Raw genomic sequence first — 14572 nt, forward strand, 5'->3', positions numbered from 1 at the left:
ATGCGCGCGCGGTTCCGCATCATCCTCGCCGCACTGCCGAAACGGGACGCGCGGGCCCTACGCCGACAAATCCCGGAACTCGACGAGCCGCCGTAGCGTCCGGACTCAAGATCCGTCCAGTTTGCGTTCTCTCTTGCACTCCGGCGACAGCCGAGCCGGCTCAACTCCGCGTCCGTGCGCGCTCCCTCAGCAGATAGCGCTGGAGCTTGCCGTTGACCGTCCGCGGGAGCTCCGCGACGAACTCGATCTCGCGTGGGTACTTGTACGGTGCGATGGCGTGCTTGACGAAGGTCTGCAGCCGTTCGGTGGTGCGCTCGTCGCCGTCGACTCCCGGGCGCAGGACCACGAAGGCCATCACGATGGTGCCGCGGTGCTCGTCGGGGGCGCCGACGACCGCGGCTTCAACGACGTCGGGGTGGGCGAGCAGCGCCTCCTCGACCTCCGGGCCCGCGATGTTGTACCCGGCGGAGATGATCATGTCGTCGTTGCGTGCCTGGTACCAGAAGTAGCCGTCGGCGTCGCGGACGTAGGTGTCGCCGGTGATGTTCCACCCGTCCTGGACGTAGACCTGCTGGCGCGGGTCGGCCAGGTAGCGGCAGCCCGTGGGCCCGCACACCGCGAGCCGGCCCGGTTGGCCGTCGGGCACGGGCGAGCCGTCGTCGTCGAGCACCACCGCCTCGAAGCCGGGTACGACCCTGCCCGTCGAGCCGGGGCGGATGTCGTCGTCCGCGGCGGAGATGAAGATGTGCAGCAGCTCGGTGCCGCCGATGCCGTTGATGATCTTCAGGCCGGTCTGCCGGTGGAACTCCGCCCAGACTTCGGCGGGCAGGTGCTCCCCGGCCGACACGCAGCGCCGCAGGCTCGGCAGCGCCGACGCCTTCCCGGTGGCCAGGATCGCCTTGTACGCCGTGGGCGCGGTGAACAGCACGGTGGCGCCGTGCTCGGCGATCGCGGCGACCAGCTCGTCGGGACCGGGCTTCTCCAGCAGCAGCGACGCGGCCCCGAACCGGAACGGGAACACGACCAGGCCGCCCAGCCCGAAGGTGAAGCCCAGCGGCGGCGTGCCGGTGAACACTTCGTCCTCGGCAGGCTTGAGCACGTACCGGGCGAAGGTGTCGGCGTTGGCCAGCACGTCGCGGTGGAAGTGCATGGTGGCCTTGGGCCTGCCCGTCGTACCCGACGTGGGCGCCAGCAGCGCGACGTCGTCGGCGGCCGTCCCGGCCGCCGTGAACTCGCCGGATTTCCCGTCGCAGAGCCGGATCAGGTCCTCGCCGTCGCCGGAACCGTAGCCCAGCAAGGGTAGTTCGGGCACGCCCGCGTGCAGGTCGTCTACGAACCGGTGGTCGCACAGTGCGAGCGAGGTGCGGGTCAGCTCGTGCAGCGTCCGGATCTCGGTCCCGCGCAGCAGCGGCATGGTGGTCACCGCGACGCACCCGGCCTTGATGACGCCGAACCACGCGGCGACCAGCCACGGGTTGTTCGGTCCCCGCAGCAGAACGCGGTTCCCCGGCACCAGTCCGCGATCCTCGGTGAGGACCTGCGCGATCTGGCTCGCCCGGCGCCGCAACTGCCCGTAGGTCCAGCGCTCACCCGGGGTGATGAGGCAGAGGCGGTCCTCGCCCCACCTCTCGACGGCCTGGTCGAGCAGCACCTCGGCGCAGTTCAGCCGGTCCGGGTAGGCCAGTTCGGGCAGGTCGAAGCGGAACCGGGGCCACTGGTCGAGCGGAGGGAGGCTGTCCCGGCAGAAGGTGTCGGTGTGGGCGGAAGGCGAAAGCCGCATCGGCAGCGCTCCCTCCTCGGCTGGCGGGGAATCTCCACAAGTATTCATCAATCATGACGACAGTCAATGGAGCGTCATAAACACGCTATGTCGGTTTGGTGACGACAGTCATGTATCAGTGATAACCTGCCGCGGTCCGGGCCCGGCGCGGGCCGCACCGCAGACAGGCAGGAGGCCCTGGCATGAGCCCGTTCCGCGGATCCGTCCCGTTCACCGACGAGTGGGAGCACTTCCGCCTGGAGCGCGCCGACGGCGTCACCACGGTCACCTTCGACCGGCCCGACAATCTCAACGCGCTCACCTTCGAGGCCTACGCCGACCTGCGCGACCTGCTGACCGAACTGCCGCACCGCGGCGACACCAGGGTGCTGGTGCTGCGGGGGGCGGGCCGGGCGTTCTGCTCGGGCGGCGACGTCAACGAGATCATCGGCGAGACGCTGCGGATGCGTCCGGACGAGCTGCTGGAGTTCACCAGGATGACCGGCGAGGTCATCAAGGGCATGCGGGAATGCCCGATCCCGATCGTCGTGGCCCTCAACGGGATGGCCGCGGGCGCGGGCTCGGTGATCGCGCTGGCGGCGGACTTCCGGATCGCGGCGGAGTCGGCCAGGTTCGCGTTCCTGTTCACCAAGGTCGGGCTCTCCGGTGCGGACATGGGCTCGGCCTACCTGCTGCCGCGGCTGGTGGGCCTCGGCCGGGCGACCCAGCTGCTCATGCTCGGCGACACCGTCCCGGCCGCCGAAGCCGAACGCTACGGGCTGGTCAGCGAGCTGGTTCCCGACGACGAGCTCGACGCCGCGGTGGACCGGCTCGCCACCCGCCTGGCCACCGGGCCGCACCAGGGCTATGCCCTGACGAAGGAACTGCTGACCAGGGAACTGGACATGAGCCTGTCGAGCGCGCTGGAGCTGGAGGCGGTGACCCAGGCCCTGCTGATGAAGACCGACGACTACCGGGAGTTCCACGCCGCGTTCAACGCCAAGCGCAAGCCAGACTGGCAGGGCCGTTGACCTCCGCCGCCGGCGGGCGGGGCTGGTGGCACCCCGGTGAGCCGCCGGCCCGGCGTGCGCTCAGCGGTAGAGCTCCCGGGCGATGATGGTCCGCTGGACCTCCGACGCCCCTTCGTAGATCCGGGGTGCGCGCACCTCGCGGTAGAGGTGTTCCAGCAGGCTGCCCTTGCGCAGGGCGCGGGCGCCGTGGATCTGCACGGCGGCGTCGACGACGTACTGCGCGGTCTCGGTCGCCAGCAGCTTGGCCATGGCGGCGCGACCGGCGAGGCGCTGCTCGCCCGCGTCGTAGGCGGCCGCGGCGGAGTGGACGAGCAGTCGCGCGGCTTCGGTGCGCATCGCCATCTCGGCCAGGGTGTGCGACACCGACTGCAGGTCCCTGAGCGGCCCGCCGAACGCCTGCCGGGACCCGGCGTGCTCGACGGCCGCGTCCAGCGCGGCCTGCGCCATCCCGACCGCGAACGCGCCGACGCTCGGGCGGAACAGGTCCAAGGTGCGCATCGCCACCCGGAAACCGCGGTCGGGCTCGCCGAGCAGTTCGTCCCGGCGCACCGCGACGCCGTCGAACGTCAGGCGCCCGATGGGGTGCTCGCTGAGCATTTCCAGGTGTTCTCCGGACAGTCCGGCGCGGTCGGCGGGAACGACGAACGCGCTGACGCCGCGCGCTCCTGCCGCCGCCGTGGTCCTGGCGAAGACGGTGTAGAAGTCGGCTTCCGGGGCGTTGGAGATCCAGACCTTCTCGCCGCTGAGCCGCCAGCCGTCACCGTCCGGTTCGGCCGCCAGCTCCAGCGCCGCCGCGTCCGAGCCGGCCTCCGGCTCGGTGAGCGCGAATGCCGCGACCGCGTCCCCGGCGGCGACGGCGGGGATCCAGCGCCGCACCTGCTCGTCGCTGCCGGACTGCAGGACCGGGTAGCTGCCCAGTCCCTGCAGCGCCAGCGCGGTCTCGGCCTCGGTGCACTCGCGGGCCAGGTTCTCCCGCAGCAGGCAGAGATCGGTGGAGGCGGCCTGTCCCGACGCGAGGTCGTCACAGGAGCCGGGGAACAGGCGGGAGAGCAGTCCGAGCCGTCCCATCTCCTTGATCAGCGGGCGGTTGACCGCGCCGGGCGTGCCCGCCTCGGCCAGCGGACGCAACCGCCGCGCGCCGATCTCGCGCACCCACGCGGCGAACTCGCGCCGCTCGTCGTCCAGCGAGAACGTGCTCATCGGTGCTTCCCATCCGTTCGGGCCTGTGGGTCTTCTGGATCGCTGTAGCAGTCTCACGGTGCGGTCGGTCGCTGGTCCGGCACTCATCTGGTGTGCGCGGTCGTGGTGCCGCCGGAGCGGATCAGCTCCAGGCGAGGCTTGGGGCCCTCGGTACGTCCGGTCTGCGGTCTGCGCCTGCCCGCCAGGAACGGGTCGGGCCACACCGCGCCCGGTCCGGAGTACTCCTGCTCGGCGGCGGCGTGCAGCGTCCAGTGCGGGTCGTGCAGGTGCGTGCGTCCCAGCGCGCACAGGTCGGCGCGGCCGGCGAGGATCAGCGAGTTGACGTCGTCGTGGGAGGAGATCGCCCCGACCGCGATGACCGCGGTGCCGTGCTCTCGGCCCACCTCGTTGCGGATGCGGTCGGCGTAGGGGGTCTGGTAGCTGCGGCCGAAGGCCGGTCGCTCGGCCTTGAGCACCTGACCGGTGGAGACGTCGATGCCCGCCGCGCCGTGTGCGGCGAAGGCGCGGGCGATCTCCACCGCGTCGTCGGCGTCGACGCCGCCCTCGAACCAGTCCGTGGCCGAGATCCGCACCGTCATCGGCCGGTCGGCCGGCCACACCTCGCGCACCGCGTCGAAGACCTCCAGCGGGTAGCGCAGCCGGTTGGCGAGCGAGCCGCCGTAGGCGTCGGTGCGCTGGTTGGACAGCGGTGAGATGAACGAGGAGAGCAGGTACCCGTGCGCGCAGTGCAGTTCGAGCACGTCGAAACCGGCGCGTGCGGCTGCCTCGGCGCAGGAGACGAACTGCTGCCTGATCTCTGCCAGCTCCGCCGCGGTCAGCTCGCGCGGCACCTGGTTGATCTCGGAGTAGGGGACCGGCGAGGGACCGACGACCTCCCAACCGCCTTCCGGCAGCGGCTCGTCGATGCCCTCCCACATCAGCTTCGTCGATCCCTTGCGCCCGGCGTGCCCGAGCTGCACGCCGATCCTGGCCTGGCTGTTGCGGTGCACGAAGTCCACGACCCGGCGCCAGCCCTCCTCCTGGGCGGGGGAGTACAGACCGGTGCAGCCCGGCGTGATGCGGCCGCGTTCGGACACGCACACCATCTCGGTCATCACCAGGCCCGCGCCGCCCATCGCCTTGCTGCCCAGGTGCACCAGGTGGAAGTCGTTCGGCACGCCGTCGGTGGCGCGGTACATGTCCATGGGCGAGACGACGACGCGGTTGGGCAGCTCCAGCGGACCCAGCTTCACCGGCTGGAACATCGGCGGACGCACCTCGGCGTGGTCGCGGGCGAACCAGGTGTCCAGGCCGGCGACGAACTCCGGGTCGCGCATCCGCAGGTTGTCGTAGGTGACCCGGCGGCTCCGGGTGAGCAGGTTGAACGCGAACTGCGGCGGGTCCTGGTGGGTGTACTGCCGGATGTTCTCGAACCACTCCAGGCTCGCCTGCGCGGCCCGCTGGGTCGAGGTGACGACCGGGCGGCGCTCCAGCTCGTACGCCTCGAGAGCGGCGTCGCGGTCGGTGTGCTCGTGCAGGCATGCGGCGAGCGTGAGCGCGTCCTCCATCGCCAGCTTCGTGCCGGATCCGATGGAGAAGTGCGCGGTGTGCGCGGCGTCGCCGAGCAGCACCACGTTGCGGTGGCGCCACGATTCGCAGCGCACCGTGCGGAAGTTCAGCCACCGGGAGTTGTTGGCCACGACGGAGTGGCCGTCGAGCACGTCGGCGAACAACTCCCTGATCAGCCCGATCGATTTCTCGTCGCTGGAACCGGGTTCGGCCGGGGTGGTGGCGTCGAAGTCGGCGAAGCCCGCGCGGCGCCACACGTCCTCGTGCAGTTCGACGATGAAGGTGCTCGCCTCGCGGCTGAACGGATAGCCGTGCAACTGCATGGTGCCGTAGGGCGTTTCCGCGATGTCGAAGCGGAAGGCGTCGAAGACCAGGTCGGTTCCCAGCCAGATGTACTTGCAGCGCCGGGTTTCCACGCTCGGGGCGAAGGAGTCGGCGAACCTGGAACGCACCGCCGAGTTGGCCCCGTCGCAGGCCACCACGACGTCGTGCTCGGCCGCGAGCCGTTCGACGTCGGGAGCCTCGGTGCGGAAGTGCGCGCGGACGCCCAGTTCGGCGCACCGCCGCTGCAGGATCCGCAGCAGCCGCTTGCGGCTCATCGCGGCGAACCCGTGCCCGCCGGAGGTGTGGGTCTCGCCCCGGTAGTGCACGTCGATGTCGTCCCAGCGGGCGAACTCCCGTTGCATGGCCTGGAAGACCGGGGGGTCGGCGTGCTCGATGCCGCCGAGCGTCTCGTCGGAGAAGACCACGCCGAAGCCGAAGGTGTCGTCGGCGGCGTTGCGCTCCCACACCGTGATCTCGTGAGCCGGGTCGAGCTGCTTCACCAGCGCGGAGAAGTAGAGCCCGCCCGGGCCTCCGCCGACGACCGCGATACGCACCTGAGCACTCCTCCCGCCGGGGCCGGTCGGCGCTCAGCGTATGGCGGATTGCGCACGGTCGTCAATTTTCCGTAATATCGGCGCCGTGACGACACGCAACTGCCTGGTCACCGGCGCGAGCCGGGGCATCGGCCGGGCCATCGCCACCCGGCTCTCGGCGCGCGGCCACCGCGTCGCGATCACCGCCCGCAGCGCCGACCAGCTCGGCGCGGTGGCCGCCGGACTCGCGGGCCCGGTCCTGCGACTGCCCGCCGACGTGACCGATGCGACGGCGGCCAGGGCCGTTTTCGAAGCTGTGGAAGAGGAATGGGGCGGTGTCGACGTGCTGGTGCTCAACGCGGGCACCGCGACCTCGGCGCCACTGGCCGCGACCAGCGACGCCGACTGGCAGCGCGCGATCGAGGTCAACCTGACCGCTCCGTTCCGCTTCCTGCGCCGTGCCGCGCCCGCGATGGCCGAGCGCGGCTGGGGGCGGGTCGTGGTGGTCGCCTCCATCGCGGCCAAGCGCGGCGACCCCTACGTCAGCGCCTACACAGCGAGCAAGCACGGCGTCCTCGGGCTGGTCCGGTCCGCGGCGGCCGAGCTCGCGGGCACCGGGGTCACAGTCAACGCGGTGTGCCCGGGCTACGTGGACACACCCCTGACCGATCAGGCGGTCGCCAACATCAGCGCCCGGACCGGACGCACCGCCGAGGAGGCGCGGCGGATCCTGCAACGCCGCCAGCCCGTCGGCAGGCTGATCGAGGTGGAGGAGGTCGCCGACGCCGTCGAGCTCTGCGTGCTCAGCGCGGCGATCACCGGGCAGGCGATCAACGTCGACGGAGGAGCGGTCCAGTCGTGACCATCGAACGCATCAACCCACCGGAACTGGCCAGGCCGTCGGGTTTCTCGCACGCCACGGCGGTCGCCGGCTGCCGACTGGTGTTCCTCGCCGGGCAGACGGGCATGAACGCCGAAGGGCACATCGTCGAGGGCGGGGTCGTCGCGCAGTTCGAGCGCGCGCTGAGCAACCTGCTCACCGCGCTGCGGGCGGCCGGAGGTGGGCCCGAAGACCTCACCGAGCTCACCGTCTACATCGTCGACATGGACTCCTACCGCGCCCGCGCGCGCGAGATCGGAGCGGTCTGGCGGCGTCTGGCCGGTGCGCGCTACCCGGCGATGGCAGGCATCGGCGTGGACCGGCTCTGGGACGCCGAGGCCCTGGTGGAGATCAAGGGCACGGCGGCGGTCAGCGCCGCCCGGTGACCTCGTCGACGTAGGCGTGCGCCTGCTCCTGCAACGACGCCCGCAGCGAGAAGAACAGCTCCGCCGCCACCGCCCCGTTCCACTCCGCGGGCAGCAGGTCGGCGGGGAGGCCGGGGTCGAGGTAGGGCAGGCGCCGCCAGTCGGTCAGCACCCGCACGTAGTCGAGGAAGGCCTCCCGCTCCCGGCGGCTGCGGCGCCGCTGCCACCTGCGCAGCACCGGCTCGTGCACGCCGACGAAACGCCCGTAGAGCTCCTGCAGCTGCTCCAGGTCCCACCACTGCGCGACCTTCTCCCGCAGGTCGCCGAACGCGACGTGATCGGAGCGGAACAGCTCGGCGTAGGAGTCGAGCTCGAAGCGGCGCAGCGCGCTGGTCGCCGCCGCGTGCAGGTGCGCGGGCGCGATCCACACGCCGGGCGCCACCGTGCCGAAGCCCAGCCTGGTGAGCTGGGTGCGCAGCACGTGCCGCTTCTGCCGCTGCGACTCGGGCACCGAGAACACCGCCAGCAGCCAGCCGTCGGCGGCCGTGGCGCGCTCCTGGCTGAAAATCCGCTCGTCGCCCTCGCGCAGGATCTCCAGCGCCTGCTCGGACAGCACGTAGCCGGCCGCGCCGCCCTGCCTGCTCGCCACGAGGATGCCGCGGCGCTTGAGCCGTGAGATCGACGACCGCACGGCGGGCTCGTCCACGCCGAGGTCGCCGAGCAGCCGCACCAGGGCGGCGACCGAGAGCCAGCCGCCCGACTCGCGGGCGTAGAGGCCGTAGACGGTCACGATGAGCTGCCTGGGCTGGGCGCCGCGTCCGGTCAGCTCGCTGACGAACGCCTCGTCTTCGGCCACCACGTCGGTCGTCACGACGACACGATACGTGGGGCGGCGTCCCCGGCGTCCACTGGGGAGCAGCACGATCGAGCGGCGGTGCACCGTCTCCGGCCTCGTACCCAGGGGTTTCTCCGGTCGAAGGCCCCCGGGGTCGCGCGGCGGCGGGTGGGTGAGGGAGAGTCGAGGGCCGGACATGGTGAAAACTCCGAGCCTTACCCAGGAGTGCGCATGAAGTTCCGTACTACGTCCGCAGCGGTGCTCACCGCTGTGCCGCTGGTCCTCGCCGGCTGTGCGCAGGGCTCCGGACCCGGGGCGCAGCCGCCCGAGCCGAAGCCGCAGGCGGCGGCGCCGAGCCCGGAGGGCGTGGCGTGGGTGGGCAAGCTGTGCGGGGTCGTCGGCGGGTTCACCGCCGCGCAGAAGAACCAGCCCGCCCCCGACAAGAGCAACACCAGCGCGTTCAAGCAGTCGGTGGTCAACCAGATCGACCACTCCGCGCGTGCGGCCGACGACACGCTGCGCGGGTTGCAGGAGATGGGCCCGGGGCCGATCCAGGGCTCCGACCAGCTCAACGACAGCTTCGAGCAGGGCTTCGTCCAGGTCCGCGACATCCTGCGGACGGCGCAGGACAAGGCGCAGCAGGCCGACCCGTCCGACAAGCAGCGGTTCCAGGCCGGGATGACCGAGGTCCAGCACGAGCTCGACAAGGGCAAGCAGCTCAACATGAACGGCGCCATCGCGCAGTTCAACCAGAACCCGCAGCTGAACGCCGCCGCGCAGCAGGCGCAGGAGTGCAAGATGTTCAGCCAGGCTCCCCAGCAGCCGCAAGGACAGCAGCCCCCGCAGTGACGGGCGGCGTCCAGGCTCCCTGATTCCGGTGCGGGCACCGGTCGTGCGTTTCGAAATCGCGCGGCCGGTGCCCGCACTTCTGTGTTGTGGGGGCGGTTCGCTCTACCGCTCCCGATGGACACGCTGAAATCAACAAAAACGAACACCATGATGTTTGCTGTGATCGTTCGTGTCGGTGCCGCGTAGTCGGGGTCGGCTCGGCTGGATCGCGCCATCGTGTCGTAGTCGCCCAGTATGCGTGAAAAGGTTCAACCGTCCGCACTTTCTTGGCGTCGCTGCTGGTGGTGGGCCCATTGCGAGGTGGTCGCCGACGTAGGTCGGACTCGGTGGGTGAGGTCCGCGTTCAGTCTCCCAGTCAGTCGGCGGAGAGCGCGAGCATGAGAACTCGATGTTGACTCTCGTGTGTTTGTGTGTCGTAATCATGGCCTGCCGGTGGCCACGGGGTCGCCCCAGTGCCGCCGGGATCTCGCCGGATGGGACGAAACATCGAGGAGAGACAATGAAGTCTGCGAAGCGGCGGGCTCGGCTCGCGACAGCCGCGGTGGGTGTCACTGTCGCCGTCGGTGCCGCGATGGCGCCCGCGACGGCAGCGGCCGGCCCGCCGGCGCCCACCGCCCAGGACGGGGTGGCCCGCACCCCTCCCATGGGCTGGAACTCGTGGAACTCCTTCGGATGCGACATCGACGAGCGGCTGATCCGCGACACCGCCGACGCCCTGGTCGGCTCCGGCATGCGAGACGCCGGATACCAGTACGTCGTGGTCGACGACTGCTGGTTCGACCCGCAGCGCGATCCGCAGGGCAACCTGCGGGCCAACCCCGAGCGGTTCCCCAGCGGCATCAGGGCGCTGGCTGACTACGTGCACTCGCGTGGCCTGAAGTTCGGCATCTACCAGGTCCCGACCGAGAAGACGTGCGCGCAGCGCGGCGGCACCTACCCGGGCGCCACCGGCAGCCTCGGGCACGAGGAGCAGGACGCGCGGACCTTCGCCGAGTGGGGCGTGGACTACCTCAAGTACGACTGGTGCTCGCCGGAGGGCACCCTCGAGGACCAGATCGCGGCCTTCACCAAGATGCGCGACGCGCTGGCCGCGACCGGCAGGCCGATCGTCTACAGCATCAACTCCAACAGCTACCACCCGGACAAGAACGGCGCGACCCACGACTGGTCGCCCGTCGCGAACATGTGGCGCACCACCGAGGACATCAAGCCGGTGTGGGACTCGGGCAACGAGAACGAGTACCCGATGGGCGTGGTCAACATCATCGACGTCAACCGGGGGCTCGCCGCGCAGGCACGTCCCGGTCACTGGAACGACCCCGACATGCTCGAGGTCGGCGTGTACGACGTCGAGGGGTTCAAGGGCCTGACCGACACCGAGGCACGTGCGCACCTGAGCATGTGGGCGCTGATGGCCTCACCGCTCATCGCGGGCAACAACGTGACCCGGATGCCGGACGGAATCCGGGACATCCTGACCAACCGGGAGGTCGTCGCGGTCGACCAGGACCCGGCGGGTGCGCAGGGCGTCCCGGTCCGCGACCACGGCGACCGCGAGGTGTGGGTCAAGAACATGGCCGACGGCTCCCGGGTGGTCGCGCTGTTCAACCGGGGCGAGCGCCCCGCGGGCATCCGGACCACCGCGCGCGAGGCCGGGTTGCCCAAGGCGTCCGAGTACCAGGTGCGCGATCTCTGGGCGCACGAGACCTCCACGACCGACGGTGAGATCCGGGCCGAGGTCCCGGCGCACGGCGTCGTCCTGCTGCGGGTGTCCGCGCAGGGCTGACGTTTGCGCCGATCGCCTCCCGGTCGCCACGCGGCCGGGAGGCGATTCTTCTTGTCCTGTCCGGCGAATCGTGCGGCTTGGATGGGAAGTTCCGGCAGTGTTGGGCGAAAGGCCGGTTGGAAGGGCGGACGTGAAGTTCTATCCTTGTCTTGTCATTCGAGATAATCGTCTTGGAATGTGGACAAGGATGGTGTGCCGTGGGGAAGGTGTACGCCCGGATCGACGACCGCCTGCGTTCGTTCATCGAGGCGCAGAAGGTCTTCTTCGTCGCCTCGGCACCGCTCTCCGGCAGCGGGCACGTGAACATCTCGCCCAAGGGCCGCGCGGGTTCGCTCGCGGTGCTGGGCGAAGACGAGCTGGCCTACCTCGACTTCGGCGGCAGCCACGCCGAAACGCTCGCGCACCTGCGGGAGAACGGCCGGATCGCCCTGATGTGGTGTGCTTTCGAGGGCCCGCCGAAGGTGCTGCGGGTGCACGGGCGCGGCGAACCGGTGTTCCGCGACGACCCCAGGTGGGCGGAGCTGGTGAGGAGGTTCGGCGACGCCGACGCCCCCGGCCTGCGCGCGATCGTCGTGGTCCGCGCCGAGCGGATCAGCGACAGCTGCGGTTTCGCCGTCCCGTTCATGGACTACCGAGAAGAGCGCACGCTGCACGCCGACCACTTCGGACGCAAGACCGACGAGGAGTTCGCGGCCTACTGCGAGTCCAAGGAGCACAACGGCATCAGCATCGACGGCCTGCCCGCCCTGCCGTTGCCACTGCCGGCGCGGACCTCCTGAGAACCCGCGGCGGTGCCGGTTGCGGGGGTGGGCCAAGCGGCTGCGCCGCTTCAGAGAACAACGATGCGCTCTGAGGAGGAGGTTCCCAGCGGTTTCGCCTACCGCAGCAAGGCCCTCAGTCGTTGGACGGGGGCTGGTCGCGCAACGTCCGCACGATGAGCTCGCGCAGCCATTCGATGCCCGGCGCGGGCAGTGCGCGCTGGTAGGTGTAGAGCGAGACCTCGACGACCGGGAGATCCAGCGGCAGCACGAAGGTGCGGACCGCCGACGAGCGGGTGAACAGCCCCGCGACCCGGCTGGGCACCACCGACAGGAACCCGGTCCGGGCCAGCAACTCGGGCAGCACGGCGAAGTGCGGCACCCGGACGGCGATGTCGCGGCGGTGGCCGAGCCGGTTCAGCTCCTGGTCGGCGTCGATGTGCCCGGCCGCGGCGTGCACGACGATGTGGCGTTCGGCCAGGTACTCGCCGAGCGTCGGGTGCTCGCCGATCCTGGGGTGCTCGCGGGCGCAGAGCCCCACGTAGTTCTCCCGGAACAACGCGTCGCGTTGCAGGTCGGGCGCGTCGATGCGCGGGGTGCAGATCACCGCGTCGCTGCGCCCCTGCCGCAGGTTGCGCGCGGCGTCGGCGAAGTCCAGCGGCGTGACCTCGACGCTGCACCGCGGGGCCTGCCGTTCCAGCTGGGCCAGCACCGACGGCAGCAGGCTGATCTCGCCGAGGTCGGTCGCGCAGACCCGGAACGTGCGCGCCGAGCTCGCCGGATCGAAGTCGGTCGCGCCGGAGAAGGTCTCGGTCACCACCTCCAGCGCCTGGGACAGGCTCGGGTACATCCGGTCGGCCGCCTCGGTCGGCACCAGCCCGTCCGGCGAGCGGACGAACAGCTCGTCGTTGACCTGCCTGCGCAGGCGCCGCAGCGCGTGGCTGACCGACGGCTGGGTGACGAACATCGCCTCGGCGGTCCGCGTGACGCTGCGCGTCTCGTAGAGCAGCACGAACGTCCGCATGAGGTTCAGGTCCACCTCGGTCATCCCTGGAGAATAGACACTGCCTATGCCCGCATCAACATCATTCATTAGGGTTATGTTTGCTGTCTGCATAGGGTGGCTCCCCGACACGAGAGCACCCGTGAGCCTTTCGGCGCCATCACCGCGCAGAAGACCCGCGGGACCGTTCGGTGCCATGGCCGACGGCTACGCCCTGGCCCGCGGTGGGCCGGCGCTGGTCAACCTGCACGCCGCCGCCGGTACCGGCAACGCCCTGGGCGCGCTGACCAACTCGGTGTACTCGCACAGCCCGCTGGTCATCACCGCGGGCCAGCAGGTGCGCTCGACGATCGGCCAGGAGGTCATGCTCGCCAACGTCGATGCCGCGTCGCTGCCGAAGCCGCTGGTCAAGTGGAGCGCCGAACCGTCGTGCGCGCAGGACGTGCCGCGCACCATCAGCCAGGCCATCCACACCGCCAACCTGCCTGCCAAGGGGCCGGTCTACGTGTCGGTGCCCTACGACGACTGGGACGGCGAGGCCCCGCGGGAGGCCGGCCACCTGCTGCGCCGCAGCACCACCTCGGCCGGCTCCCTCGGCTCCGAGCAACTCGCCGACCTGGTCCAGGCGGTCGACTCGGCGCGCAACCCGGTGCTGGTGCTGGGGCCCGACGTCGACGCCCAGCACGCCAACGACCACGCGGTCCGGCTCGCCGACAAGCTCAACGCCCCGGTGTGGGTGGCGCCCTCGCCGTCGCGGTGCCCGTTCCCGACCCGCCACCGCTCGTTCCGGGGAGTGCTGCCTGCGGCGGTCCAGGGCGTGACCGACGCGCTCGACGGACACGACCTCGTCCTGGTCGCCGGCGCGCCGGTGTTCCGCTACCACCAGTACGTCCCCGGCGAGTACCTGCCCGAGGGCGCCCGCCTGGTCCACCTGACCAGCGACCCCGGCGAGGCCGCGCGGGCCCCGATGGGGGAGGCGCTGGTCTGCGACATCGCAGACGCGCTCTCCAGGCTGGCCGACGAGGCCGCCGACACCGACCGCCCGCGGCTGCCGCCGTTGCCGGACTTCCCGAGCGTGAGCGGTTCGGGCGGCGCGGTGCACCCGGCGGAGCTGTTCGCGACCCTGCGCGACATCGCGCCCGAGGACGCCGTCTACGTCAAGGAGTCCACCGCGACCACCGGCACCTTCTGGTCGCAGATGGACCTCTCCCGCCAGGGCAGCTACTTCTTCCCTGCCTCCGGCGGGCTCGGCTTCGGCCTGCCCGCCGCGGTCGGTGCCCAGCTCGCGCACCCGGAACGCCAGGTCGTCGGGCTCATCGGTGACGGCTCGGCGAACTACGGCATCACCGCGCTGTGGACCGCCGCGCAGTACCGGATCCCGGTGAGCATCGTGATCCTGAAGAACGGCACCTACGGGGCCCTGCGCTGGTTCGCCAAGGTCCTCGACGCGGGCGAGACGCCCGGCATGGACGTGCCCGGCATCGACTTCGTGCGGATCGCGGGCGGCTACGGGGTGGAGGCCACCTCGGTGCGCACCGCCGCGGACTTCGCGACCGCGTTCGAGGACGCGCTCGGCGCGGGCCGGCCGGCCCTCATCGAGGTCGAGACCGAGCTCACCGAACCCTGACCCGGCAATCAGAACAGACCCCCGGACCCGTACGGGCCCGGAAACCGCCAACCCGAAGCCGCGACAGCAGAAGG

The 14572-nt window shown here is 71.0% G+C and carries 12 protein-coding genes; 7 read left to right on the plus strand and 5 right to left on the minus strand.

The window, feature by feature from the left end; translation table 11 throughout:
• Positions 1 to 160 precede the first annotated feature (160 nt).
• On the minus strand, positions 161 to 1780 hold the full coding sequence (locus SACE_RS15180; protein ID WP_009945284.1) for an AMP-binding protein: 1620 nt from the start codon (positions 1778 to 1780) through the stop codon (positions 161 to 163).
• Between the two features lie 182 nt (positions 1781 to 1962).
• On the opposite strand from SACE_RS15180, the gene SACE_RS15185 reads away from it, so the two are divergent.
• Complete coding sequence (locus SACE_RS15185; RefSeq protein ID WP_011873937.1) at positions 1963 to 2790, plus strand: enoyl-CoA hydratase family protein; 828 nt, start codon at positions 1963 to 1965, stop codon at positions 2788 to 2790.
• 60 nt (positions 2791 to 2850) lie between these two features.
• Here the strand turns inward: SACE_RS15185 and SACE_RS15190 are convergent, their stop codons facing one another.
• A complete protein-coding gene (locus SACE_RS15190; RefSeq protein WP_009945281.1) occupies positions 2851 to 3990 on the minus strand; it encodes an acyl-CoA dehydrogenase family protein in 1140 nt (379 codons plus the stop codon).
• Between the two features lie 83 nt (positions 3991 to 4073).
• Positions 4074 to 6416 (minus strand): bifunctional salicylyl-CoA 5-hydroxylase/oxidoreductase, encoded by a 2343-nt coding sequence (locus tag SACE_RS15195; RefSeq protein WP_009945280.1) that lies wholly within the window; start codon positions 6414 to 6416, stop codon positions 4074 to 4076.
• Between the two features lie 85 nt (positions 6417 to 6501).
• Here SACE_RS15195 and SACE_RS15200 point away from each other — a divergent pair, with 85 nt between their 5' ends.
• Entirely contained in the window at positions 6502 to 7257 is a 756-nt protein-coding gene (locus SACE_RS15200) for an SDR family NAD(P)-dependent oxidoreductase (protein WP_009945278.1), read from the plus strand.
• Positions 7254 to 7661, plus strand: coding sequence for a RidA family protein (locus SACE_RS15205; RefSeq protein WP_009945277.1), 408 nt, complete (start codon positions 7254 to 7256; stop codon positions 7659 to 7661). The genes SACE_RS15200 and SACE_RS15205 overlap by 4 nt, the downstream gene beginning before the upstream one ends.
• Here the strand turns inward: SACE_RS15205 and SACE_RS15210 are convergent.
• Positions 7645 to 8511 (minus strand): PaaX family transcriptional regulator, encoded by an 867-nt coding sequence (locus SACE_RS15210; protein ID WP_009945276.1) that lies wholly within the window; start codon positions 8509 to 8511, stop codon positions 7645 to 7647. The genes SACE_RS15205 and SACE_RS15210 overlap by 17 nt on opposite strands.
• A gap of 195 nt (positions 8512 to 8706) precedes the next feature.
• On the opposite strand from SACE_RS15210, the gene SACE_RS15215 reads away from it, so the two are divergent.
• From SACE_RS15215 to SACE_RS15225, 3 genes are all read left to right on the plus strand, one after another.
• The gene (locus tag SACE_RS15215; RefSeq protein WP_011873938.1) at positions 8707 to 9324 is read left to right on the plus strand and encodes a hypothetical protein; all 618 of its coding nucleotides are present in this window, start codon (positions 8707 to 8709) and stop codon (positions 9322 to 9324) included.
• A gap of 499 nt (positions 9325 to 9823) precedes the next feature.
• Positions 9824 to 11110: a glycoside hydrolase family 27 protein gene (locus tag SACE_RS15220; RefSeq protein WP_009945274.1), complete on the plus strand. Its 1287-nt coding sequence runs from the start codon at positions 9824 to 9826 to the stop codon at positions 11108 to 11110.
• A gap of 197 nt (positions 11111 to 11307) precedes the next feature.
• The gene (locus SACE_RS15225; protein ID WP_009945272.1) at positions 11308 to 11889 is read left to right on the plus strand and encodes a pyridoxamine 5'-phosphate oxidase family protein; all 582 of its coding nucleotides are present in this window, start codon (positions 11308 to 11310) and stop codon (positions 11887 to 11889) included.
• Positions 11890 to 12004: 115 nt separating this feature from the next.
• Here the strand turns inward: SACE_RS15225 and SACE_RS15230 are convergent, their stop codons facing one another.
• The gene (locus SACE_RS15230; protein WP_009945271.1) at positions 12005 to 12916 is read right to left on the minus strand and encodes a LysR family transcriptional regulator; all 912 of its coding nucleotides are present in this window, start codon (positions 12914 to 12916) and stop codon (positions 12005 to 12007) included.
• Between the two features lie 151 nt (positions 12917 to 13067).
• Between SACE_RS15230 and mdlC the strand changes: the two genes are divergently transcribed.
• Positions 13068 to 14498, plus strand: a complete 1431-nt coding sequence (mdlC, locus tag SACE_RS15235; protein WP_009945269.1) for a benzoylformate decarboxylase — start codon at positions 13068 to 13070, stop codon at positions 14496 to 14498.
• Positions 14499 to 14572 lie beyond the last annotated feature (74 nt).

The sequence above is a fragment of the Saccharopolyspora erythraea NRRL 2338 genome (assembly GCF_000062885.1).
Taxonomy (GTDB): Bacteria; Actinomycetota; Actinomycetes; order Mycobacteriales; family Pseudonocardiaceae; genus Saccharopolyspora_D; species Saccharopolyspora_D erythraea.

Coding starts and splice junctions, on each gene's coding strand:
- SACE_RS15190 (WP_009945281.1), bottom strand. CDS start 3,990: ATGAGCACGTTCTCGCTGGACGACGAGCGGCGCGAGTTCGCCGCGTGG.
- mdlC (WP_009945269.1), top strand. CDS start 13,068: ATGGCCGACGGCTACGCCCTGGCCCGCGGTGGGCCGGCGCTGGTCAAC.
- SACE_RS15180 (WP_009945284.1), bottom strand. CDS start 1,780: ATGCGGCTTTCGCCTTCCGCCCACACCGACACCTTCTGCCGGGACAGC.
- SACE_RS15220 (WP_009945274.1), top strand. CDS start 9,824: ATGAAGTCTGCGAAGCGGCGGGCTCGGCTCGCGACAGCCGCGGTGGGT.
- SACE_RS15185 (WP_011873937.1), top strand. CDS start 1,963: ATGAGCCCGTTCCGCGGATCCGTCCCGTTCACCGACGAGTGGGAGCAC.
- SACE_RS15230 (WP_009945271.1), bottom strand. CDS start 12,916: ATGACCGAGGTGGACCTGAACCTCATGCGGACGTTCGTGCTGCTCTAC.
- SACE_RS15215 (WP_011873938.1), top strand. CDS start 8,707: ATGAAGTTCCGTACTACGTCCGCAGCGGTGCTCACCGCTGTGCCGCTG.